Source organism: Bacillus sp. 1735sda2, assembly GCF_024159245.1.
GTDB lineage: Bacteria > Bacillota > Bacilli > Bacillales > Bacillaceae > Bacillus > Bacillus pumilus_O.
On sequence record NZ_JAMYWZ010000001.1, the window covers coordinates 930684 to 954344 of the forward strand.

The window sequence follows — 23661 nt, forward strand, 5'->3', positions numbered from 1 at the left end:
TTCGCCTTGAAAAGCAGGAGAAGAAGATCATTTTTCTCCTGTTTTTCCTTTATTATGAAGGGTCTTGCGGATGGTTGTCAATTCAGTTTGCCAATTCGTCATTTTGAAGAACGAAAGCATGTAATAGGACGCCTCCGCATAGATTGTAAAACAGTATCTGATTACTTGCTTCAATCTTGAAAGAGGAGGTTCATATGGATATTTTAAAGAAAATCGAACAGCACAGAGAAGAAGAGCAGCGTCTTAAATGGGAAGGAACATTTGGCGAGTATTTAGACATTATAAAGGAAAATCCACTTGTCGCTCAATCTGCTCATTCTCGCGTTTATCATATGATTAAAGACAGCGGGATTGAAGAGGAGAATGGGGTCAGAACGTACAAATTTTTTGATCAGGAGCTTTTTGGATTAGAGGAATCGTTGGAAAGATTAGTGGAAGAATATTTTCACCCTGCTGCCAAACGGCTTGATGTGAGGAAGCGTATTTTGTTGTTAATGGGACCAGTGAGCGGTGGGAAATCTACACTTGTTACTAGGCTGAAAAGAGGACTAGAAGAATATTCACTGACAGATAATGGCGCAGTCTATGCGATCAAAGGCTGCCCGATGCATGAAGATCCGCTTCATCTTATTCCGCAAAATCTGCGTGAGGATTTCTATAGAGAATATGGCATTCGTGTACAGGGGAATTTGTCCCCTTTGAATATGATGAGGCTGGAAGAGGAATTCGGCGGGCGAATTGAGGACGTAAGGGTTGAACGGATCTTTTTCTCAGAGGATAAACGGACCGGGATTGGTACCTTTAGTCCGTCTGATCCGAAATCTCAAGACATTGCTGATTTAACAGGAAGCATTGACTTTTCCACTATTGCTGAATTTGGATCAGAGTCAGATCCAAGGGCCTACCGCTTTGATGGAGAACTCAATAAAGCAAACCGGGGAATGATGGAGTTTCAGGAGATGTTAAAGTGTGATGAGAAATTTCTATGGCATCTTCTGTCATTAACGCAAGAAGGAAATTTTAAAGCAGGCCGTTTTGCCTTGATAAGTGCAGATGAATTGATCGTTGCTCATACGAATGAAACCGAGTACCGGTCGTTTATTTCAAATAAAAAGAACGAGGCTTTGCATTCAAGAATTATTGTGATGCCGATCCCTTATAACTTGAAGGTGACAGAGGAGGAACGCATTTATCATAAAATGATTTCAGAAAGTGATGTCGCAGATGTGCATATTGCACCGCACACGCTAAAAGTGGCAGCGATGTTCTCCATTTTGACAAGACTCAAAGAGCCGAAGCGCTCTGATATTGATTTGGTGAAAAAAATGCGTCTGTATGACGGAGAGAGTGTCGAAGGCTTTCAATCTGCTGATATTGATGAGATGAAAAAGGAATTTCATGATGAAGGGATGAGCGGAATTGATCCACGGTATGTCATTAACCGCATTTCCTCCACTATTATTAGGAAGAACATGGAATCGATCAATGCCCTGGATGTCCTTCGTTCGTTAAAAGAAGGACTCGATCAGCATCCGTCTATCTCCAGTGAGGACCGGGAGCGCTATTTGAATTTTATTTCTGTTGCTCGAAAAGAGTACGACGATATTGCGAAGAAGGAAGTACAAAAGGCATTTGTGTATTCCTATGAGGAGTCTGCGAAAACGCTCATGGATAATTACTTAGATAATGTCGAGGCATATTGCAACAAAAACAAGCTGCGTGATCCATTAACCGGTGAAGAAATGAATCCTGATGAAAAGCTTATGCGTTCAATTGAGGAGCAGATCGGGATTTCTGAAAACGCCAAAAAAGCTTTTAGAGAAGAAATTCTGATTCGTATTTCGGCTTATGCAAGAAAGGGCAAACGTTTTGATTATAATTCTCATGAAAGATTGCGTGAGGCGATTCAGAAGAAGCTGTTTGCTGATTTAAAAGATGTGGTGAAAATTACGACGTCAACGAAGACGCCGGATGAACAGCAACTGAAGAAAGTGAATGAAGTAGTAGCTAGATTAATTGATGAACATGGCTATAATTCTACAAGTGCAAATGAACTTTTAAAATACGTAGGTAGTCTTCTCAATCGTTAATCAATGAAGGAGGCATTATTGGCGCACCTGCACCAGTAATGTCTTTTTTAGAAATGACCGTCAACTTGGGTGACGAGCAGCATAAGATAAAGGAATCGGTGGTTAGAAGAATTGTGCAAAACAGGTGAGGAGGGGGATGGATGTCCCGGCAAGAAAAAAGTCAGTTTATTGTATCTCAGGAAGACTGGTCCCTCCATCGAAAAGGCTATGACGACCAGCAGCGTCATCAGAAAAAAGTCAAAGAAGCGATTAAAAACAATTTGCCGGATCTTGTCACAGAGGAAAGCATTATCATGTCTAATGGAAAAGATGTTGTTAAGATTCCGATTCGTTCGTTAGATGAATATAAAATTCGTTACAACTACGATAAAAATAAGCATGTGGGTCAGGGCGATGGAGATAGCGAGGTAGGCGATATTGTCGCACGTGATGGATCAGATAGTAAGCAAGGGCAAGGAAAGGGGCAGAGTGCAGGGGATCAGGCTGGAGAGGATTATTACGAAGCAGAGGTCTCATTAATGGATCTTGAGGAAGCGCTGTTTCGGGAATTAGAGCTGCCAAACCTTAAACAAAAAGAGCTTGACGACATCATTGTTGAGCAAATTGAGTTTAATGATATTCGCAAAACCGGGTTAACAGGGAATATTCATAAAAAACGAACGATGCTCTCAGCATTTAAACGAAATGCAATGACAGGTAGCCCTTCCTTTTATCCAATCTATCCAGAGGATATCAAATATAAGACGTGGAATGAAGTGACCAAACCAGAGTCGAAAGCCGTCGTTTTAGCAATGATGGATACGAGCGGAAGTATGGGGCTTTGGGAAAAATATATGGCGAGAAGTTTTTTCTTTTGGATGACACGTTTCTTACGGACAAAGTATGAGACGGTCGATATTGAATTTATTGCCCATCATACAGAGGCGAAGGTTGTCGATGAAGAACATTTCTTCTCGCGCGGCGAGAGCGGGGGAACGATTTGCTCCTCTGTCTATCGAAAAGCACTAGAGCTCATAGACGAACGTTATCCGCCGTCGCGATATAATATTTATCCTTTTCATTTTTCTGATGGAGACAATTTGACATCAGATAATGCACGTTGCGTGAAGCTTGTGTCTGAAATTATGAAAAAAGCTAATTTATTCTGTTATGGTGAAGTGAATCAATACAACAGGCATTCTACATTAATGTCAGCATATAAGCATATACAGGATGAGAAATTTAAGCATTATATTTTGAAACAAAAATCAGATGTTTTTCTCGCCTTAAAAAAATTTTTTCAGCAAGAAGAAGTTCTTTCGTAAATAGCACATTTGAAAAAACCTTTCAGCATAAGGGCTGAAGGGTTTTTTGTATGGAGAAGGAAGGGATCACCAGAAAAAAAGTAAAACTTTCTCTTTGACATTTCAATTTTCATTTATTAATATTTAATCTTGTTAAATATAAGTTTTTCAAAAAAGATGCCGATCGTCTTTTCTTCTTTTTCTACTCTTTGCTCATGAGTGAACAATAAGTATAAATGGGCTGCACACCATTATTCATGCGGGGAAGATGAAGGAGAAATAACAGTTTTATGAGCTTACTTCATATTCTGTCAGATGATGGGCATTCTAAGTTTGCTAAAGCAGATGACACTATATTTTTATACATGAAAGGAGAAACAAAACATGAACAGAGGGCGTTTATTGCTAACGAACATTATTGGCCTTATTGTGATTCTTGCCATTATTGCCGGAGGTGCTTATTACTATTACGAAAGCACAAATTTTGTCAAAACTGACGAGGCAAAAGTAACAGGTGACATGTATCAAATCACAGCACCAGCAGCTGGACAAATCAAAGGCTGGGATATCAATGAAGGTGACGAAGTGCAAAAAGACAGCACAGTTGCAAAAGTTGAAGGAGAAACAAAAACAAACATTAAATCAGTGGCTGATGGCACATTAGTCAAAAAAGAAGTACAAAACAATCAACAAGTGCAGCCTGGTACAGTTCTTGGTGAAACCATTGATTTAAGCAAGCTATACATCACAGCGAATATCAAAGAAACAGATATTAAAAACATTGAAAAAGGCGACAAAGTCGACATCGTGGTAGATGGTGATCCTAGTACAACATTTGAAGGAACAGTTGAACAAATTGGTTATGCGACAAACTCAACATTCAACATGCTACCAGCAACAAACTCAAGTGGTAACTATACAAAAGTGACACAAAAAGTAGCAGTGAAAATTTCAATTAAAAATCCATCAGACAAAGTACTTCCTGGTATGAATGCTTCTGTCAAAATTTCATCTTAATGATGATTGATATTAAAAAATGAAAGGAGGTTGTCTGAGATGGCAAATCAACCTGCAGCAACAAAACAGGGAGCAGGCTCCTTGTCTTTACTGATCATTTTAATGGCCGGGTTGTTCGTCGCGATTTTGAACCAAACGCTTCTGAACGTAGCCATGCCCCATTTAATGACTGAATTTAATGTGAGTGCAACGACAATTCAGTGGCTTACAACAGGTTATATGCTTGTCAACGGTGTGCTCATTCCGTTATCTGCGTTTTTAATCACACGCTTTGGACAGCGCAGCTTATTCCTAGTTGCCATGATCTCGTTTACACTAGGGACCTTTATTTGCGGGATTGCGCCGAACTTTTCGACCATGCTCATCGGCCGTTTGATTCAGGCAGTCGGCGGCGGTATCTTGCAGCCACTCGTGATGACAACAATCCTTTTTATTTTCCCTCCAGAAAACAGAGGGAAAGGAATGGGGATTTTCGGTCTTGCGATGATGTTTGCTCCTGCGGTAGGACCAACATTATCTGGTTACATTATTGAACATTATTCTTGGCGTATTATGTTTTATGGACTTGTTCCAATCGGAGCAATTGTCATTATCGCGGCTTTCTTTATGTTTAGAAATATTGTAGAGCCTAAAAAGATCAAGCTGGACAGCCTTGGTGCGATTCTTTCCATCGTTGGTTTTGCTTCGCTTCTATACGGAGTGAGTGAAGCCGGAAGTGATGGCTGGACAGATCCGATCGTCTTATCGACGATTATTGTTGGTGCGATTGCGATCATTCTCTTTATTTTCCAACAGCTGAAAGCTGATAATCCGATGCTTGATTTCCGAGTGTTTAAATACAGTATTTTCTCACTATCAAGTGTCATTAATATTATTATTACAGTTGCCTTATATACTGGGATGTTCTTACTACCAATTTATCTGCAGAACCTCGTTGGGTTTACGGCATTGCAATCTGGGCTATTAATGCTTCCAGGGGCACTTGCGATGCTGATTATGTCCCCGATTTCCGGGATTTTGTTTGATAAATTTGGACCTCGTCCGCTTGCGATTGTGGGGATGCTCATTACCGTTGTCACCACATTCGAGTTTACAAGGCTGACGATTGATACATCATATAGTCACATTGTGCTCATGTATGCAGTACGTGCATTCGGTATGTCACTCCTTATGATGCCTGTGATGACAGCTGGGATGAACCAATTACCACAGCACTTAAACAGCCATGGTACAGCGATGTCTAATACATTGAGACAAATCAGTGGTTCGATCGGTACGAGTTTGATCACAACGATTTATACGAATCGGACAACATTCCATTATTCCAATATGGCGGATCAAACAAATACAGCGGACCCGTTCTTCATGAATTCGTTCCAGGCAGCTGTGTCGAATGTGATGCATCATATGGGTATGACAGCTGAAGCTGCTCAAAAATATGTATCTACCCAGCTCTTTACGAAAGCACAGGTTGATTCAAATGTAATGGGTATCAATGATGCTTACATGTGGGTAACGTTATTCTGTGCCGCTGGTGTCATTCTCAGCTTGTTCCTGCGTGATGTACGTAAGGATAAAAAGCGAAAAGATCAGCAGCATAAAAAACAAGAAATGACACTGCTTCCAGCACCTAAGGAAGCAAACCAAGATGCAAGATAAGTGTGGAGGGACCGTACATGAAAATTTATGTCGTATACGATAGTGAAGGTGACCATACAAAAGCACTGGCAGAAGCAATTGCAGCGGGTGCAGGTGAAACGGAGCAGGCTGAAGTATTCGTTGATCACGTGAAAGATGCGGATATTCGCAAGCTTGATCAAATGGATGCAATTATTTGGGGCTGTCCTGGTCACTTTGGAACCATTAGTGCTGGATTAAAGACATGGATTGACCGTCTTGGCTACCTATGGGCAGAAGGAAAATTAATCGATAAAGTCGGTGCCGTTTTCTGTACAACTGCTACAACGCACGGCGGTTTAGAAATGACGATGCATAATTTGATTACCCCAATGTTCCACCAAGGGATGCTTGTCGTTGGTCTTCCTGGAAATGTGCCAGAGAATGCGTTATATGGCTCTTACTATGGAGCAGGTGTGACATGTCCGATTGATTCTGATGAAGTGATTTCGACAGAAGGTATTGAACTCGGAAAAGCATTAGGAAGACGTGTAGCATCAGTCACTGCGTCATTTAAGCGATAAGGAGAGGGTTCTTTTGGCGACGATTATTGTAGCGTTAGTAGCTGCTGTTCTAGTCATTATCGGATTAGTAGCATTCAATGTCAGACACGCTTCGGTCGAGAAGAAAGAGATCAATGAAGATGTGCCTCATCAGCCTGACGTGCCCCGTAGCGAGTCAGAAGCTGCGGCGAGACCTGTAGAGCCTGAAGTAGAAGAGGAAGCGTCAACGCCTCCTCAAACGGATGAACGAGTGTCTGGCGATGATTTCTATAGACAGGCGCTTCAAAAGTTTAAGCAACCAGAACCACCTGTCAAAGAAGAAGAGCCAGAGACAAAAATGAATGATGATATGTATCGTTCTGCCTTGCAGAAGCTAAAGCAGAAGGACAAATAAAAAGGAGAACCTCTCGTCAGGTTCTCCTTTTCTATGGCACAAAAAAACCGCCGGCAGAAGCCGAGCGGTTTTCCTTCACTCTATAAAGTGCTAAAGAGCAGATGCTCTTAAATTACGCTTTGTTAACGTTAGCAGCTTGTGGTCCACGGTTACCTTCAACGATTTCGAAAGAAACTGCTTGACCTTCTTCTAAAGTTTTGAAGCCTTCGCCTTGGATAGCAGAGAAGTGAACGAATACATCGTCTTGACCTTCTACTTCGATGAATCCGAAACCTTTTTCAGAGTTGAACCATTTTACTTTACCTTCTAACATGAAATTTCCTCCTAAAGCGATCTTAACGCTTAAATTCACTATTCTTGCTCTTACACAAACTTCAAAGACGAAAACTCTTTCAAAACTTTCTTCTTAAAGATGATACGAACAAAAATAATTACCTTTACTTTACCAGTGTTTGCGGGAAAAAACAACTGTTATACGAAAACTTTTTTAAAAATAATGATCGCTAACAAATTGAGGAAAAAGCCTATATTCATTGGCTTCTTTTTCTCCCTGAGAAGCTCACTTGATTTCGACCAGACTGCTTCGCTTTATAGAGCTCCTGATCAGCTATAATCGGTAATTGTTTGATGTCTGGACTTGTCCCAGAGTAATACGCACACCCAAGTGATACTGTAATATGAATGGACATGCCATTTTGTAAATAAACCGGCTGATCTGCTATTTTTCTCCGTAAACGTTCTGCAATCTGCCATGTTTTTTCAACTGTACAATTTGGTAGAAAGACAGCAAATTCCTCGCCGCCGATCCTGCCAATATAATCAGAGCTTCTTGTGTTTTTGATCAGCCTTTTTCCGATTTCTTTTAAAACCATATCTCCCTCATGATGTCCATATTGGTCATTGATGGATTTGAAGTAATCGATGTCTAAGTAAATAAGGGACATTTGATGGGTAGGGTGCTTAAATTTCATCGAAAAAGCATCATTTAAGACCTCATCGAACTTCCGTTTATTTAAAACACCTGTTAAAAAGTCATAATGAGCTTGGAATTTATACAAATTCAACAGCTGATATGCTTTTGTTTGATGTTCAATGACGTAAAAGTTAAACAAAACTGCAATATATGAGAACATCCAATAAGTAAAATGCAGTTCAAATGATGTCTCATGCACGATCATGATAAACAGGCTTGTGGCAATTACATTACCAATCGTAATGGACAAAAGCATTTTCACAACATGATTCATATGTCGTTCAGCAATTAAAAAAGAAGCTGTAGCAATGATCATCATGGAAAAAATATTGATGAAAGAAGCGATGTTGGCTTCGATTAATAATCGACCAATGATCACAACAACGGCTGCAATAATGGTTTGGGCAATGCCTCCGTAAAAGGCCGTTAAAATAAGGGGGATATGTCTTAAATCGATGATAGCTGGTCCAGCTTTGATAGAGAAGAACATTAAGAGGACACCGAGTAATCCAGAGAGAATGCCTTTGCATAGTTGTCTGAGCAGGGTATCTTCTTTCTTTAGAAAATTCTCTTTAAACACAAGCATAAATAAATAATGGAAAGTGACAAGAATTGTTAAATTAATAAAGAGATCTCTTAGCAAAATTAAATCACCTTTTTAAAATTACTAAAATTTGTTGCAAAAGAAAAGGGGAAAAAGGATAATTAATAAAAATTTCACTTATGAGGGGATCAAAACACATGCATGGAAAACGCTTCCCGGATGAACCGGACTTGCTTTCTTTTTTTGAAACGGAGCCTGATGAAAGGTTCGAGAAAGGGATGCCGATTGAATATCAAAACCTGACATTTCGATTTGAGAATCAAGACGAGCGCTTCGTTGTCACGATGTACCTTGGAAGTCAAGAACTTACGTTAAAGGCTGTTCGAAAAAAAGATGGATCTATTTTAGGCATCTATGATTTTAAAACCGTGCAACATGTAGAGATAAAAAAGGACAATCAAGACGAGAAAGAGCTTTTGATCATAGTAGAAGCTTATGGTGATTTTATGACAACAGTTGAAATCACTTTTTTACCTTTCTTCTCTGTGATGGTGAAAGAGCATTATTCAGAAGAATAAACAGGAGCCTCAATATTTGAAGGCTCCTGTTTTCTTATTTGTGCTCGATGTCATTGATTACTTGCTGGATTGATTCATCATCCATCACATTCATGACACTTTCATCAATGTGGAGAGACTGTGCATAGGACTCTCTTGGCTGATGGTTTCTTGATGTTGATTCGTGCTGATTCGAATGATTTGGCTGTACAGCTGTGAATGCCTGCTTCATCATTTGTCCGATTTCCGCAGTGCCCTTTGATTCTCTTTGTGCGTGTGACTCGTGTCTAGGCGAGTCATGGTGCTGTTGATCTTTTCCCTTCATCATTGATGACATATTCATTTGCGTCATGCTTTTCAGCCTTCTTCGTAAAGCCGGGGAAAATAATGCAATGATGGCTGTTGATACTGCGATCATTGCGCCAGTGCTCATGCCTTTTCTTTTTTTAAACAAACGAATCCCTCCATTTGATCGTGATGATCTTTCATCAAGTTTAGGATGACCAAACACAGCTGAATTATGAATTCATTTTACGGAAACAGAGGATGTATGCATAAAAAGTCGGCTGGATGAAAAACCTAAGAGCAAAAGGAGGGAATAAATGATGAATAAGAAATGGATGCTATCTTTACTACTCGTTCCAGCATTGATCACCACTGGATGTGGTATGAACAACCAGGGCGATGAGCGAAGAGGAACAATGAAACGACAGTATGAAAATGTCACATATAAGAATGACAACATGAGGCAGGATGAGCCAGATGTTCAAACACCTCAGAAGGTCAAAGTGGCAGACAAAGCGTCAGAGCTTGTAGCCAACATGCCTGAAGTAAAAACAGCGAACGTACTGGTTACAGGAAAGAATGCATTTGTTGCCGTAATGCTTGAAGGCGATAAAAGCGGTAATGTGACAGATGATTTGAAAAAGAAAATTTCTGATAAAGTCAAATCAACAGATCAACAAATCGACAATGTGTATGTCTCTGCCAATCCAGACTTCGTTGATCGAATGGAAGGGTATGGAAAACGAATTAGAAGCGGAGAGCCCATCTCAGGATTTTTCGATGAATTTACTGAAACAGTCAGACGTGTCTTCCCTGAATCAAAATAGCTACGACAAAAGCCGTATGTCATATGCGGCTTTTTTGTTTGGAACCGCACCTTGCGCACCTGACTGCATAAAGTAAAAAATATATCACCTCTTGTTGATCTTTGTTTCTTCATAGAAAGAGAAAGAGGCTGCAGGATGAATTCAGGTGGGGAGCAAATGAAAGCCAAGCCGTCAATGATTCATAAAAAGCTTGTAGGCGGAATGATAGCAGCAGGTCTCATTTTTTATGCTTTCACCGCGTACTTGATTTATGTTGCGTTTCAGCTGACAGGACAATATTTAGAGCAGCAGTCTTCTCCTAAAACGATTTTAACGGAGAGACTCAATAAGCAAGTCTATGAACATATTAGAATATACTATACAGAGAAAGAGGACGCTTTTGTTGATTTGACAATCGAGGCCATAGAACAGGCAAAGAAGAGGACAGCATCAGTGTTTCAATTTGATACTGACAAACCTTTAGACATTATTTATTTTGATGATAAAGAAACAATTGAGCAATTTGCTGGGATCAAGCATATTACGGGTTTTTATTCTGATCATGATCAAATGATAGGGTTATATCCAGATAAACGGGAAGAATTATTGAAGAAAGAGACACTGCCTTTATACTTTTTCAACACGTTATTGATTCATGAATATGCTCACTTTGTTTTCTATGAAAAAGTTCATTCTTACGAAGTGTCTCCGGTGATCTTTCCCCTTTGGTTCCATGAGGGAACAGCAGAATGGACGGCCTATGACGTGTTAAATGCCACGTCTGAACGGTTCGACGTCATTCCCTTCCAGTCTCTTCATTCTGATCAAGATTGGCAGGACTCTCGGATGACGTATGAGACAGATGTTTATGTGCAAAGCTACTATATGATCTATGAGCTGGTGCGGCTTTACGGACGAGATATCATACACGAGATTATGCAGGAAACGGCGAAAACAGGTCTATTTGCTAAAGGCTTTGAACAGGCGACAGGGCAGCGGCTCGCAGATTTTGAAGATTATTTTCACAAGATATATCAAAGAAAAAACGGCTGACCAGTGAAAATGGCCAGCCGTTTTTTTTTAATGAAGGGGCTTTTGCTGATTCGCTTTGCTTGGCGGCATTTGAACCTGCCCTTGAAGCGGTGCAAAAGCTGATGTCATGGCCGTCATGTCTTGTCTGGAAAGCTGAGGGACTTGATAGTAGCCATGCTTGTTTTGATACAAGAATATTTCATACGCCATTTCGATAAAGTTCGGGATTTGCGCAGCAAGTACACGTCTGACAACTGGATTCGTTACTTCTAATGCTGACATGGAAAGTAATCCAGCATGTGATTTGACGAGGCTGAGCATATGCCCTGTGATGCCCAAGTCTTTGACATCCTGTAACGATTGATTCGGCTTCTTCGGCTGAGAAGGCTTGATTCCGTATGTCACTTGTGTGTGTTCTTTCATCATATAAGTAGCGGTTTCTTCACTAGGCTTTTGTCCAGTAGAAAAACAATCTACAGTGACATTGTACTGAGATAAAACGAATTGGTATTGTCGATCCAAGATGTCGGATAATGCAGGATCTTGAATAAACTGCCGTAGGATCATATACTGATCCAAAATATTAATTGTGCCGGCTAAAATTTCATGTAAGTCGAATAATTCATGTCCGCCATGATTGAGTTCAGGCTGGGGAGCGCTTCCTTGAAACATTGGTTGTTGATCGTTTTGCACTTGAGATTCCTCCTTCTATTTATACAATCTGTTTTAATGTGAGGATGTTTTCCTTCTTTCATGCAAAAACATTATTTACAATTAGAGGGTTTTCTTCCTTTTTGTCGAAAAAAAGTATCAGACGAATGAACATGGGGGTACCAGATGCAGGACAAAATCATTAATCGTTTGATAGAAGACGAACATGTGCAGACACCAGTGATTGGCATCGGTGTTTCGCCGTTTGAACAGCATCATCTTGAGGCTTTCTTTCAATCATTTCCACATGAATTAAATGCCTCTTTTATTGTTGTGCAAAATCATGTGACAGGCGATTGTATAACTGATTTGGAAGCACTTGTTTTACCGATTGGCTACCGGGCAAAAACGATTAAACATGGTGAGAAAGTCATGAAGAAGACGATTTATTTTTGTCCACAGCATGCGGTAGTGACGTTAACAGAAGATCAGCGGCTGCACCTATCAGAGCAGCTGCCTGCGTGTATGGCTTGCTCTGTGGACTTGCTTTTTCAATCTCTTGCCAGCGTTCAAAAAGAGGAGGCTTATGCGATTTTCTTTCAAAAAGGTCATTGCGTGGGAAATGGCTTGCTTCAGTTGGTTGAGCAGGGCGGTACAGCTTTATCGTGCAGTGAAGAAGAAAGTGGTTTTGATACTTTGTATCAACAATCATTCAAGGACCCTTCCACCCTTGCGGCATACATCTCCAATATCATGAATGTTCCGCATATTGATGAGGCAGATCCTGTTTTACTGAGAATCATTGAACGTCTTGAAATGTATAAAGGCATTGCCTTTTCAAACTATGAAAGGAAAAGGCTGCTATCTGTCATTCAAAAGCGAATGAAGGCTACAAAAAATCGGATTTCATTGTTAGCAGAGTACGACTACTTATTAGAAAGAGAACCAGATGAGCTTGACCTTCTGCACGTACAGCTTCTAAGCGGCATGACATCTTTTTTTAGAGATAGGGAGGCTTTTCATGTATGTGAACATCAAATCATTCCGACGATCATTGAAAATGCGGTGAAAAACGGGAAATCTCGTTGCCGTATTTGGATTGCTGGATGTTCGACAGGAGAGGAAGCCTATTCTTTTACGATCTTATTTTTAGAAGAAATGAAGCGAAGACAAGTGACCATTGAACTTCAAGTATTTGCAACAGATATCAACCGGAAAGCCATTCAAAAAGCTAGTAAAGGTCTTTACTCAGTAGAGTCTATGGCAAGGATGTCGGAAAAATGGCGGGCGCGATATTTCGAAAGGAAAGGTGACGCTTTTATTGTGAAGCAGTCGCTTAGAAAACATATTGTCTTTGCACCTCACAATTTATTGATTGATTCACCTTTTATCCACCTCGATTTTATCAGTTGCCGAAATGTTCTGATGTACTTCCAGCCTGAAGTACAAAAACGAGTATTGTCCCGATTCCAATATGCTTTAAAAGATGAAGGGATATTAATATTAGGGCCAAATGAAACTGTACCCAATATCCCTCGTTTATTTCATTTATTTAATGAAAAATGGAACATTTACACCCATTCAAACATTTCAAAACCACATGTCCCTTGGACATCAGACGCTCGTGATATCGAGTTGAAAGCGCGAGCCGCACAATATATGAAAGAAGTAAGCGAGGATTATGATGCATGTATGGTCATCAATGATAGTGACAAAATCCTGGCAGTATCAAAGGGTGCATATTCTTTTTTAGATCATACAGAAGTGTCAGATCAATCATGTGAATATGTGACACCTGATTATATGAAAGAGATGCTCAGTCAAACCTTTCAAAAGGTGTGGACAGACGAGACAGAGGTTGTGTTTCAACATGTTCTCATTTCAGAAAAAGGCAGCAAGCAGTATGCAGATTTTACCGTGAAAAGTTTTGACCGCCGTTTTAAGGGAGTATACGTCATTCTCATTCGAAGGAATGAGAGAGAGAAAAATCAAAAGAACGGCAGGGAAATAGGGATGTCTGATCTGAATTCAGTCTATCAACAGCGTATCGTCGATTTGGAAAATGAACTCAATGAAGTCAAACAAAAGGAGCAGGAGGCAAGGGCTCAATTAAAAGAGAAACACACGCAGTTAGAGGAGATTGAGAAAAAACACGAGCATTATATAAATATCATAAACAATTTAAGGGTGACAAGAGAAGAACTGTACAAACCCTCTATCAAGCCGGAGCTTGCAACGCTGTTTGTGGACAAGGACATGAATATTCGCTATTACACTCCTACAGCTGCCTCTTTATTTACTTCAGCGAAAATTAGACATCAGCAATCCTTTCAGTCGATGGCTAAAAAACTCACGCAGGAAACGCTCTATCATGATATCCAATCCGTCATATCGGATAGGCGCGCGATCGAACGTGAAATTGAAACGAACGAAGGCGAGCAATTCACCGTTCACATCACACCCATCTTCGATGAAGAACATGAAGGAGCGGTGATGACTTGGATGAAAATGACTGAAGTAACGAAAATTAAGCAGTCGCTTCATCTAGCGGTGACGGCACTTGATAACAGCCATATTCATATTGTTGTGGCAACTGAGGAAGGGGTCATCCAATGCGTGAACCAGCGTTTCTGTCAATTCGTCCAGCAACACGAATATGACCTGATCGGCAAAGATATTTTTTCCGTCTATCATTCACTATGTCAATGTGATGATTTAGAGAAACAATGGAAAGTTTGTTTAAGAGAGGGCAGCTGGACAGGTGAGTTGTACTTTCAAGATTTATGTGGACGTGAACGATGGGAAAGAGTCTCTTTACATCGAATTGATGATCCTGACAAGATGCAGTCAACCGTCATGCGGATTTCAGAGGATATCACCAATCAAAAGCAGTCAGAGAAGATGCTGATGAAATCAGAAATGCTGTCAGCAGTAGGGCAGCTTGCAGCAGGTATCGCTCATGAGATACGAAACCCGCTGACCTCATTAAAAGGGTTTTTACAGCTGATGATTCAAAGTAAAAAGTATCAGAAAGATTATGCAGATGTCATGATGTCAGAGTTTAATCGGCTCGAGTCGATTATTAATGAATTTCTCGTTCTTTCGAGAAGCAAATCGGTGAAATTTGAACCGGTACATGTCAATCTTCTGCTCGAAGAAGTGATCATGGTCGTTGAATCTCAGGCGGTCTTAAAAGGCGTATCTATTCAGAAAAAGCTGTCTCCATCGCTCCCTAACATTCAAGGCATTCCGAATGAACTGAAACAAGTCTTCCTAAACATCCTTAAAAACGGAATAGAAGCGATGGATGGTGTGACAGGTGTCATCAAGGTGACCTCTCTCATGAAAGATCATCAGATGATGTTGATCTTTGAAGACCAAGGAAAGGGAATACCAGAGGACGAAATAGGGAAACTCGGTGAACCATTTTATACAACAAAAGAAAAGGGAACAGGCCTCGGTTTAATGATGACCATTAAAATCATTGAAAGCCATGGTGGAAACATTCGTTTTGAAAGTAAAAGCTTTGAGGGAACACGAGTGATAATTACCTTTCCGATGAGTTAAAAAAGACAAGTTTTACATGAAATCCATTCAACATCAATATTTACTTTGTACACTATGAGAGATGAAGCGCAAAGGGGAGAGGTCTAATGAAACGAATGTTATCTATTCGAATGATTTGTTGTTTGGTTTTGGTGATCTTTAGTTTGCAGTCCTTATTGCCTGGCATGTCCGCAGTGAGCGAGGTCAGTGCATCTGAAAAGAAAGAAATAAAAAAGATTGTGCAGATCAAAAAAGCCCGTCAGCTCATAGGAAAGACCGTGACGGTAAGTGGCATTGTAACAGCAGATCAATCAGCTATAGGCAATGGAAAACTATCCACATACATTCAAGACAAATCAGCCGGAATCAATGTTTATTCAGCCCAGCTGAATCACTTCCCGGAACTAAAAGCAGGGATGAAGGTGACAGTGACTGGTAAGATCATGTCTTATAAAGGACTGATTGAAATTGTGCCAGATCAAGGTAGTCTGAAGGTAGATACTGTGAACCAACCCTTGCCAAAGGCGAAGCGAGTGTCTGTGAAGCAGCTAGAAATGGAACAAGCAGGTAAACATGAAGGAAGACTAGTGAAGGTCAAAGGCTATGTAGAGACAAAACCAGCTCAGCCGGCTGGCGGTGGATACAATGTGGTGATCATTGATAAAAAATATCACAGCACCACACTGAGAGTGATGGTCGATACGAATGTGATTGATAAAGTAAAAACAGGGAAATGGTACGAGTTTACAGGGGTGTTAAGCAGGTATGAAACGCTGCAGGTGCTTCCAAGACATCAGGATGATATCAATCTTCTCAAACGCCAGCCAAAGCCGCCAAAGATGAAGAAAGAATACAAAGCAACGGTTGACCGTGTGGTGGATGGAGATACGATTCATTTAAAGAAGCCCGTTCTAGGTACAACAAAGGTGCGTTTTGTGAATATGGACACGCCAGAAACGTATCATCAGCCAAAAAGTGAATTAGACAAAAACCAATTGCGTTTTGGACAGCAAGCGACTGACTATTTAAAAACACTACTTTCGAGCGGTGACCAAGTCACATTAAAAATTGGTCCTGAAGCTAAGGATCACTATGGACGTCTTTTAGCTCAGGTGAAAACCAAAAAAGGGTTAAATACAAATCTAGAGCTTGTGAAAAAAGGATATGCCCCTACTTATTTCATCTGGCCAATTGGAGATGAAAAGGACTATCATACGTATCAAAAAGCAGTAAAAGAAGCAAAGGAAAAAGGACTGGGCATTTGGAACGAAGCGGCCCCTCTGCTTGAACAGCCGTTTGAATTTAGAGCACGTGAACAGAAAAAAGGACTGACACGCTATGTTGGCGACTCATCTGTCAAAACCTACGTGTCCCCTGACAAATGGAAAGAAATCGATGTGGATAAACGGATCTTTTTTGCTTCTAAAGAAGAAGCAGAGCAGGCTGGTTACGAGCCGGTAAAGGATGCGGGCGAAGTACCATTAACGATTTTAAGTATGAATGATTTACACGGTAAAATTGATCAAGAATACGAACTGGATTTAAAAGGTGACGGCAATAAAGCCATGTACGGGCGGATGGATTATGTCGCAGCCTATATGAAGCAAAAACAAGCAGCGCACAAAAATACGATTACGGTCCATGCTGGAGATATGATTGGCGGTAGCTCTCCAATATCTTCTCTTCTGCAAGATGAACCAACCGTTGAACTCATGGAGAACATTGGATTTGATGTCGGCACGGTTGGCAACCATGAATTCGATGAAGGGGTAGACGAGCTATTGCGTATCTTAAATGGTGGAGATCATCCAAAAGGGACAAAGGGGTATCACGGTCAGAACTTTCCGCTCGTTTGTGCGAACTGTGAGTACAAGGATACAGGTAAACCGCTTTTACCGGCTTACGAAATCATTGATGTTGAAGGAATCCCTATCGCATTTATCGGCGTTGTGACCAAGTCTGCGGCAGGAATGGTCATGCCAGAAGGGATTAAAGACATTCAGTTTACAGATGAAGTCAAAGCCGTGAATGAAGCCACGAAGGAATTAAAACAAAAAGGAATTAAAGCTATAGCGGTTTTAGCTCATATGACAGCCTCTCAAAATGGCGATACCATCACTGGAGAGAGTGCAAAGCTTGCCAAAGAAGGTGATGATGAAATTGACGTCATCTTTGCAGGTCATAATCACGAAGTGGTCAATGGAGAGGTCAATGGAAAATTAATTGTGCAAGCCTTTGAATACGGGAAGGCGATTGGCGAAGTCAATGTGACACTTGACCGTAAAACGAAGGATATCGTCAAAAAGAGTGCAAATATCCAGTATGTAGATCAAGCCGGTATAGAAAAGGACAAGGAAGCAGCAGACATCTTGGCTCATTACGGGAAAGAAGTGGAGCCGATTATTAGTGAGGTTGTTGGAGAAGCCGGGGTCAAAATGGAAGGCGGCTATTCAAATGATGGAGACACGCCGCTTGGTAATTTGATTGCGGATGGTATGAGATATTCAATGAAAAGTGACTTTGCCATGATGAATGGAGGCGGTATTAGGCAAAACCTTGAAAAAGGGCCGATAAAATGGGGAGATCTCTTTAATATTCAGCCATTTGGCAACGTTCTAGTCAAACTAGAGATCAAGGGAAAAGACTTAGTAGAGATCATAGAAGCACAAATTTCTCCACAATTTGGACCAGATTATAGCATTTCAGGCTTTTCATATTCCTATGATCCTGTAACATATAAAGTAGTCGACTTGAAGCTGCCAGATGGTTCAGCCGTAGCTCTCGATCAAACGTATACACTCACTGTGAATAACTTCATGGCAACAGCAACTGGCAGTAAATATGCACCAATCGGCAGGCTTGGACAAAACCCTGAAACTGGCCCAGAAGATTTAGAAGCCACTGTCGATTTTGTGAAAAGCTTTGAGGGAGCTTCCATTGTGTATCAAAAAGAGGGACGAATTCAAAAAGCAAAACAAGAAGAAAAAGCAGCAAGCTAAAAAGCGTATCATCTAAGAGAAATGTAACAGGCAAAGGAGTTTAAGCATGAAAAAGTGGCTTGCACTGACTGTGATGACAGCCGGGATTGTGCTGCTCGGCTGGGGGATATGGCAAATCGCATCAACTCATCTTCAAACAGCCCAATCATTAGACGAAGCGAAGAAGGTCGTGGCGACCGATCAAGGGATGTCCAAGAAGCAGTTTGCTCCTGAAATAGGGAAAGCCTCTGGCATCCTGACGATTCCAAAATTAAAAGCAGACCTTCCGATTGTCGAAGGGACAGATGCGGATGACCTTGCAAAGGGAGTAGGACACTACAAAGACAGTTATTATCCGGATCAAAATGGACAGATTGTCCTTTCTGGTCACCGTGACACGGTGTTTCGCCGGACAGGCGAACTAGATATTGGAGATCAGCTGAAAATCACTGTGCCGTATGGTGAATTTATATATGAAATCACACATACGAAAATTGTTGATCAGCATGATACATCCATCATTACGTTGCAAAATGAAAAGGAAGAGCTGATATTAACGACATGCTATCCTTTTCATTTCGTCGGCAATGCGCCAGAGCGGTATATTATATATGCAAAAAGAGTGTCTGAATAAAGAAAAAGAGCCTGCTTTCGTACGCAGGCTCTCAGCGTGTAGACAAACCCTCGCATTCGTTGTCAGTCCTGCGTGCTGGTGCTCACGAATGTCAAATTCGCTCCGCGCCAGTACTCGTCCTTCCTAGAATTCAAAGGTTTTCTTTCACGCTGAAAAGGAGACAAAGGGCTAAAATCAAGATCATTTTAGCCCTTTGTCAACAATCTGAGAGCCTGCTTTCGTACGCAGGCTCTTTTGTTAATGGATGATTTGACTCATGAGTTGGTCCATATCAGGTGGTAGAGGAGCTTCTATGATCAGATGCTCACCTGTAAAAGGATGTTTCATGTCAACTTGCTTGGCGTGAAGAGCACACCTGTTGATATATTCACGAACTCCGTCATATAACGTATCTCCAGCTAGTGGGTGCCCGAGACTGCTAAGGTGGACACGAATTTGATGCGTTCTACCCGTCTCTAGTTTTAGTTTAACCGCTGTTAGTTGCAGACGTTTATTCATGTCCATGACCTGAAAATGAGTCACAGCTTTTTGCCCTGTAGGAGAAATTCTTCGTCTCACTGCGTGGTGTTTGTCACGGCCGATCGCTGCATCGATGGTGCCTTTCTTCTTTTTGAAAAGCCCCTCGCAGATGGCGATATATGTTCGTTTAATTGTTTTTTTAGAAAGCATTTGATCAAGAGCCGCATGAGCTAATCTATGCTTTGCAAAAATGACGGTTCCGCTTGTGTCTTGATCTAGCCTATGGATATGTCTTACCCGCTTTTCTTCTCCATTTGCTTGGAAATGAAATGCCACAAGATTTGCCAGTGTGCCAGTTTGTCCTTGTTCATTCGGATGAGTTGGTCGTCCGGCAGGTTTTTGTACAATTAATAAATGCTCATCTTCGAAGAGTACTTCTAATTCACCGTATTCCGGTGTCACATCACTTTCTTCTGTTTCAAATAAATCAATGATGATCTGATCGCCTTGACTGACTTTAGCCGCGTGATGGGCAGGCTTTTGATTTAAACGAACCTTTTGATGCTCCATCCAAAAATGAATAATCGGTTTTGATGCAGATACAGCTGTCTTTAAAAAATGACTGAGTGAAGTGTGATGATACTGCTCGTCTACTTTTAGTGAGAGCATGTGTCCTTTTATAATCATGATATCCGTTCCTCTCTTTGGGTATGTATAGGAAACACTTACCTTGGCGAATGCCTTTTTTTCTGTGCTATTCTGAATGGAGAAATAACGACAGAGAGGTAGATGTCACGTGAGATTAATGAAAGCTGCTACAGACCTGCAAGAGCAGGCAATTGAAGAAATATCAAAGGATGTTGAAGATCTTCTTTCTCATGCTGTCAATGGACAGGAGCGGGATACGCGCCAGAAAGATCGCTCGCTTACCTTTATTGATGGCGTATATAACGGAACGATGGATGATGCTTTTCGTATTTTATCGGGACTTCAGCTATTACATACCATTATTGTAAAACCGAAACGTCATCTCACCAAACGAGATCGTGAGTTATTCGAGCGAAACCGTGAGCAGGTCAACACCTGCGGCTTTTCTTTTCCTTTTGATCTAGACGATTTTGCTAGCCGTCACCTTCAAAATGCGTAAAAGATGGTGTGAACTTCCTTGTTAACTTACAAGGCCCTCGCACATACTATTTTTAAGGGAACGGAGAAACCTTTAAGATCTGTAATACCAAACCCGCTCTTTTTCAACATCGTCTATTTCTCCACGAATCGGAGCGCTTGGATCTCTTGCAGAATGAACCGAACACGGATAGGAGCCTGACAAACGATGCAGGCTCCTTTTATACATAATCATTTTAGCAGACATTCATCTTTGAAAGTCAATTTTATTCACGATATGATAGCATTGGGTATATGTTTGAGACTTTTGTAAAAAAAGGAGTGGCCTCGTTGGTAAAGGCGATTATATTTGATTTCGACGGATTAATTTTAGATACAGAAACACATGAATATGAGGTTTTACAAGAAATGTTTGCGGAGCATGAATCAGATCTGCCTCTTTCTGTATGGGGCAAGGTCATTGGCACGCAGGCAGGCTTTAAGCCATTTGAATATTTGGAAAAGCAGCTAGGGAAGACGCTGGATCATGAGACACTCACAGCAGATCGGCGTTCTCGTTTTCAACAAAGAATGAAGGACGAATCAGCAAGACCTGGTGTAGAAGCTTATTTAGAAGCAGCAAAGGAGCTCGGTATCAAGATTGGCCTTGCTTCCAGCTCAGACTATAAATGGGTGTCTGATCACCTAAAGCAGATTGGTCTTTTCGACTACTTTGAATGTATCCGCACGTCAGATGATGTGGAAGAAGTGAAACCAAATCCAGAGCTTTATTTGCAAACCGCACGATGCTTAGGGGTCGAGCCAAAAGATTGCGTGGCATTTGAGGATTCTGTGAATGGATCAGTAGCTGCCAAACGAGCAGGTATGAAATGTGTGATCGTTCCAAACAAAGTCACGAGCACGCTTCAATTTGAAGAATATGATGTCAGATTAGAATCCATGGCTGAAATCGAATTGCTCCAGCTATTCCATCAGCTTGAAAAAGAGGATCAGTAAGGGGGCAAATACATCATGGCAGAAAAACTAGACTTAACGCGTTTTGAAAAAAGAATGGTGATCCGTAATATTCGGGAAGAGGATATTGACCGAATCATTGCGTTGCAAGAGGTATGCTTTCCAGGCATGGACCCTTGGAAACGAGAACATCTTGAAAGCCATCTTGAGCATTTCCCAGAAGGACAGTTTTGTGCTGAATTCGAGGGAGAAATCATTGGCTCTTGTTCAAGTTTATTAATTAACTTTGACGAATACGATGATCGCCACACGTGGCAGGACATTACAGATGATGGGTACATTACAAACCATAATCCGGATGGAATGAATATGTACGGAATCGAAGTCATGGTGAGTCCTGAGTACCGACGAATGAAAATTGGACATCGTTTGTATGAAGCGAGAAAAGATTTAGCAAGAAGATTAAATTTAAAAAGCATCATCATTGGCGGACGCATTCCGAACTATCATAAATACCAAGAGGAAATGACGCCTCGCCAGTATGTGGAGCAGGTCATGCTTCATCAAATCTATGATCCTGTTTTATCTTTTCAGCTATTAAATGAATTTAGTCTTATGCGGATCAATCCGAATTACTTGCCAGATGATAAAGCATCGAGCACATATGCAACGTTAATGGAATGGAACAATGTCGATTATCGCCCGCAATCGAAAAGGTACTATAAATCGGCATTCCCTGTTCGAATTTGTGTGATTCAATATGCAATGAAACAAATTCATTCCTTTGAAGAATTTATGAATCAGGTCGAGTATTATGTAGATGTCGCATCAGATGCATCAGCTGACTTTGCCGTATTCCCAGAAATTTTCACGACGCAGCTCATGTCTTATTTAGAAGAGCGGTCACCAAGTCTTGCTGTGCAGCGAATTACGGAATATACAGAAGACTACATTAATTTGTTCACAGACCTTTCTGTGAAATATAACATTAATATCATCGGCGGTTCTCACTTCGTGGAAGAAGAAGGGAAAATCTATAATATTGCCTATTTATTTAGACGTGATGGAACGATTGAAAAGCAATATAAGCTTCATATCACGCCGAACGAAAGAAAATGGTGGGGGATTTCAGCTGGTGATCAAGTCAGGGTATTTGATACGGATTGCGGCAAAATTGCGATCCAAATTTGCTACGATATTGAATTTCCAGAGCTTGCAAGGATCGCAGCTGACAAAGGAGCAAAAATTATTTTCACTCCGTTTTGTACAGAAGACCGCCAAGGCTATTTAAGGGTACGTTACTGTGCACAGGCGAGAGCGGTTGAAAACCAGATTTATACCGTCATCTCTGGAACAGTTGGCAACCTTCCGCAAACCGAAAATATGGATGTTCAATATGCACAATCGGCTATTTTCGCCCCATCAGACTTTGAATTTGCAAGAGATGGGATTGTAGGAGAGTGTAACCCAAACATTGAGATGGTCGTCGTAGGTGATGTCGATTTAGAAATTTTAAGAAGACAAAGACAAGATGGGACTGTACGTCAGCTGAAAGACCGAAGAAGAGACGTGTACCATATTGAATATAAGAAATAATGAAGGAAGCGCCTATCGTTGAGGCGCTTCTTTTTGATAACATCAGATTTTTTTCAATGGCCAAAGGGATGCTGGAGAAAAAGCTGAATATACTGAAAGGAGATTATGTGTTCAAGAAGGGGAGGAACATGGGGCGACAATCTAAACATCTGTATATTAATTTGCCGGTAAATCATGTGAAGGAATCAATCGCTTTTTTTGAGCAGCTAGGCTTTGAATTTGAGGAGCAGTTTACGAGTGATCAGGCGGCCTGTATGGTCATTGATGATGCGATCACTGTCATGCTGTTATCTCTTAGGCATTTTCAATCCATTTCAGAGAAACAATTAGTGGATGCAAAAAAGGCATCAGAGGTGATTATCTCTATGCGCGTGCATTCACGAGAAGAGGTCGATGATCTTGTTGAACAGGCAATAGCGGCAGGCGGTTCACCTTTTAAGGAAAAGCAGGATCATGAGTTTATGTATGGATGGAGCTTTCAGGATCTAGATGGTCATTTGTGGGAAGTATTTTATATGAATGAGGAAAGAAGCGGCCTTTCTTAAGGGTGCTTCTTT

The 23661-nt window shown here is 40.9% G+C and carries 21 protein-coding genes; 16 read left to right on the forward strand and 5 right to left on the reverse strand.

Annotation, left to right across the window (positions count from 1 at the left end):
- The first annotated feature begins 194 nt into the window (after positions 1–194).
- The 6 genes from NKR21_RS04745 (at position 195) to NKR21_RS04770 (ending at position 6964) form a co-directional block, all read left to right on the forward strand.
- Entirely contained in the window at positions 195–2090 is a 1896-nt protein-coding gene (locus NKR21_RS04745) for a PrkA family serine protein kinase (RefSeq protein ID WP_012009374.1), read from the forward strand.
- 140 nt (positions 2091–2230) lie between these two features.
- Positions 2231–3394, forward strand: coding sequence for a sporulation protein YhbH (gene yhbH / locus NKR21_RS04750; protein WP_003211440.1), 1164 nt, complete (start codon positions 2231–2233; stop codon positions 3392–3394).
- Between the two features lie 363 nt (positions 3395–3757).
- The gene (locus NKR21_RS04755) at positions 3758–4390 is read left to right on the forward strand and encodes a biotin/lipoyl-containing protein (RefSeq protein ID WP_012009376.1); all 633 of its coding nucleotides are present in this window, start codon (positions 3758–3760) and stop codon (positions 4388–4390) included.
- Positions 4391–4429: 39 nt separating this feature from the next.
- Positions 4430–6049 carry a DHA2 family efflux MFS transporter permease subunit gene (locus NKR21_RS04760; RefSeq protein ID WP_012009377.1) on the forward strand — a complete coding sequence of 540 codons (1620 nt, stop codon included), beginning with the start codon at positions 4430–4432 and terminating at the stop codon, positions 6047–6049.
- A 17-nt stretch (positions 6050–6066) separates the two neighbouring features.
- Positions 6067–6591: a flavodoxin family protein gene (locus NKR21_RS04765; protein WP_012009378.1), complete on the forward strand. Its 525-nt coding sequence runs from the start codon at positions 6067–6069 to the stop codon at positions 6589–6591.
- Positions 6592–6604: 13 nt separating this feature from the next.
- On the forward strand, positions 6605–6964 hold the full coding sequence (locus NKR21_RS04770; RefSeq protein WP_088003867.1) for a hypothetical protein: 360 nt from the start codon (positions 6605–6607) through the stop codon (positions 6962–6964).
- 112 nt (positions 6965–7076) lie between these two features.
- Here the strand turns inward: NKR21_RS04770 and cspB are convergent, their stop codons facing one another.
- Positions 7077–7277: a cold shock-like protein CspB gene (gene cspB, locus NKR21_RS04775; RefSeq protein ID WP_003212277.1), complete on the reverse strand. Its 201-nt coding sequence runs from the start codon at positions 7275–7277 to the stop codon at positions 7077–7079.
- Between the two features lie 217 nt (positions 7278–7494).
- Positions 7495–8580 carry a GGDEF domain-containing protein gene (locus NKR21_RS04780; RefSeq protein ID WP_144456192.1) on the reverse strand — a complete coding sequence of 362 codons (1086 nt, stop codon included), beginning with the start codon at positions 8578–8580 and terminating at the stop codon, positions 7495–7497.
- A 98-nt stretch (positions 8581–8678) separates the two neighbouring features.
- Between NKR21_RS04780 and NKR21_RS04785 the strand changes: the two genes are divergently transcribed.
- Positions 8679–9059, forward strand: a complete 381-nt coding sequence (locus NKR21_RS04785) for a hypothetical protein (RefSeq protein WP_144456190.1) — start codon at positions 8679–8681, stop codon at positions 9057–9059.
- Between the two features lie 34 nt (positions 9060–9093).
- Here the strand turns inward: NKR21_RS04785 and NKR21_RS04790 are convergent, their stop codons facing one another.
- Entirely contained in the window at positions 9094–9492 is a 399-nt protein-coding gene (locus tag NKR21_RS04790; protein ID WP_088003862.1) for a spore coat protein, read from the reverse strand.
- Between the two features lie 148 nt (positions 9493–9640).
- On the opposite strand from NKR21_RS04790, the gene NKR21_RS04795 reads away from it, so the two are divergent.
- Positions 9641–10150 carry a YhcN/YlaJ family sporulation lipoprotein gene (locus tag NKR21_RS04795; RefSeq protein WP_012009384.1) on the forward strand — a complete coding sequence of 170 codons (510 nt, stop codon included), beginning with the start codon at positions 9641–9643 and terminating at the stop codon, positions 10148–10150.
- 156 nt (positions 10151–10306) lie between these two features.
- Positions 10307–11182 (forward strand): hypothetical protein, encoded by an 876-nt coding sequence (locus NKR21_RS04800; RefSeq protein WP_144456200.1) that lies wholly within the window; start codon positions 10307–10309, stop codon positions 11180–11182.
- Between the two features lie 27 nt (positions 11183–11209).
- Here NKR21_RS04800 and NKR21_RS04805 read toward each other — a convergent pair whose 3' ends face one another.
- A complete protein-coding gene (locus tag NKR21_RS04805) occupies positions 11210–11854 on the reverse strand; it encodes a spore coat protein (protein WP_012009386.1) in 645 nt (214 codons plus the stop codon).
- Between the two features lie 144 nt (positions 11855–11998).
- On the opposite strand from NKR21_RS04805, the gene NKR21_RS04810 reads away from it, so the two are divergent.
- The 3 genes from NKR21_RS04810 (at position 11999) to NKR21_RS04820 (ending at position 18970) form a co-directional block, all read left to right on the forward strand.
- Positions 11999–15379, forward strand: coding sequence for a CheR family methyltransferase (locus NKR21_RS04810; protein WP_144456188.1), 3381 nt, complete (start codon positions 11999–12001; stop codon positions 15377–15379).
- Between the two features lie 86 nt (positions 15380–15465).
- Entirely contained in the window at positions 15466–18357 is a 2892-nt protein-coding gene (locus tag NKR21_RS04815) for a 5'-nucleotidase C-terminal domain-containing protein (protein ID WP_144456185.1), read from the forward strand.
- Positions 18358–18403: 46 nt separating this feature from the next.
- Positions 18404–18970, forward strand: coding sequence for a class D sortase (locus NKR21_RS04820; RefSeq protein ID WP_012009389.1), 567 nt, complete (start codon positions 18404–18406; stop codon positions 18968–18970).
- Positions 18971–19207: 237 nt separating this feature from the next.
- Here NKR21_RS04820 and NKR21_RS04825 read toward each other — a convergent pair whose 3' ends face one another.
- Complete coding sequence (locus NKR21_RS04825; protein WP_119124623.1) at positions 19208–20116, reverse strand: RluA family pseudouridine synthase; 909 nt, start codon at positions 20114–20116, stop codon at positions 19208–19210.
- A 109-nt stretch (positions 20117–20225) separates the two neighbouring features.
- Between NKR21_RS04825 and NKR21_RS04830 the strand changes: the two genes are divergently transcribed.
- The 4 genes from NKR21_RS04830 to NKR21_RS04845 all read left to right on the forward strand — a co-directional run bounded on the left by NKR21_RS04830 (position 20226) and on the right by NKR21_RS04845 (position 23649).
- A complete protein-coding gene (locus NKR21_RS04830; protein ID WP_119124624.1) occupies positions 20226–20576 on the forward strand; it encodes a DUF5365 family protein in 351 nt (116 codons plus the stop codon).
- Between the two features lie 308 nt (positions 20577–20884).
- The gene (locus tag NKR21_RS04835) at positions 20885–21550 is read left to right on the forward strand and encodes an HAD family hydrolase (protein WP_012009393.1); all 666 of its coding nucleotides are present in this window, start codon (positions 20885–20887) and stop codon (positions 21548–21550) included.
- 15 nt (positions 21551–21565) lie between these two features.
- On the forward strand, positions 21566–23104 hold the full coding sequence (locus NKR21_RS04840) for a bifunctional GNAT family N-acetyltransferase/carbon-nitrogen hydrolase family protein (protein WP_012009394.1): 1539 nt from the start codon (positions 21566–21568) through the stop codon (positions 23102–23104).
- 128 nt (positions 23105–23232) lie between these two features.
- Positions 23233–23649, forward strand: a complete 417-nt coding sequence (locus NKR21_RS04845; protein WP_144456180.1) for a VOC family protein — start codon at positions 23233–23235, stop codon at positions 23647–23649.
- The last annotated feature ends 12 nt before the right edge of the window (positions 23650–23661 follow it).

Bases quoted from the DNA above. Each gene is read 5' to 3' on its own strand.
- NKR21_RS04760 (WP_012009377.1), top strand. From the start codon at position 4,430: ATGGCAAATCAACCTGCAGCAACAAAACAGGGAGCAGGCTCCTTGTCT.
- NKR21_RS04820 (WP_012009389.1), top strand. From the start codon at position 18,404: ATGAAAAAGTGGCTTGCACTGACTGTGATGACAGCCGGGATTGTGCTG.
- NKR21_RS04815 (WP_144456185.1), top strand. From the start codon at position 15,466: ATGAAACGAATGTTATCTATTCGAATGATTTGTTGTTTGGTTTTGGTG.
- NKR21_RS04745 (WP_012009374.1), top strand. From the start codon at position 195: ATGGATATTTTAAAGAAAATCGAACAGCACAGAGAAGAAGAGCAGCGT.
- NKR21_RS04840 (WP_012009394.1), top strand. From the start codon at position 21,566: ATGGCAGAAAAACTAGACTTAACGCGTTTTGAAAAAAGAATGGTGATC.
- NKR21_RS04810 (WP_144456188.1), top strand. From the start codon at position 11,999: ATGCAGGACAAAATCATTAATCGTTTGATAGAAGACGAACATGTGCAG.
- yhbH (WP_003211440.1), top strand. From the start codon at position 2,231: ATGTCCCGGCAAGAAAAAAGTCAGTTTATTGTATCTCAGGAAGACTGG.
- NKR21_RS04785 (WP_144456190.1), top strand. From the start codon at position 8,679: ATGCATGGAAAACGCTTCCCGGATGAACCGGACTTGCTTTCTTTTTTT.
- NKR21_RS04800 (WP_144456200.1), top strand. From the start codon at position 10,307: ATGAAAGCCAAGCCGTCAATGATTCATAAAAAGCTTGTAGGCGGAATG.
- NKR21_RS04825 (WP_119124623.1), bottom strand. From the start codon at position 20,116: ATGATTATAAAAGGACACATGCTCTCACTAAAAGTAGACGAGCAGTAT.
- NKR21_RS04845 (WP_144456180.1), top strand. From the start codon at position 23,233: ATGGGGCGACAATCTAAACATCTGTATATTAATTTGCCGGTAAATCAT.
- NKR21_RS04795 (WP_012009384.1), top strand. From the start codon at position 9,641: ATGATGAATAAGAAATGGATGCTATCTTTACTACTCGTTCCAGCATTG.
- NKR21_RS04765 (WP_012009378.1), top strand. From the start codon at position 6,067: ATGAAAATTTATGTCGTATACGATAGTGAAGGTGACCATACAAAAGCA.
- cspB (WP_003212277.1), bottom strand. From the start codon at position 7,277: ATGTTAGAAGGTAAAGTAAAATGGTTCAACTCTGAAAAAGGTTTCGGA.
- NKR21_RS04755 (WP_012009376.1), top strand. From the start codon at position 3,758: ATGAACAGAGGGCGTTTATTGCTAACGAACATTATTGGCCTTATTGTG.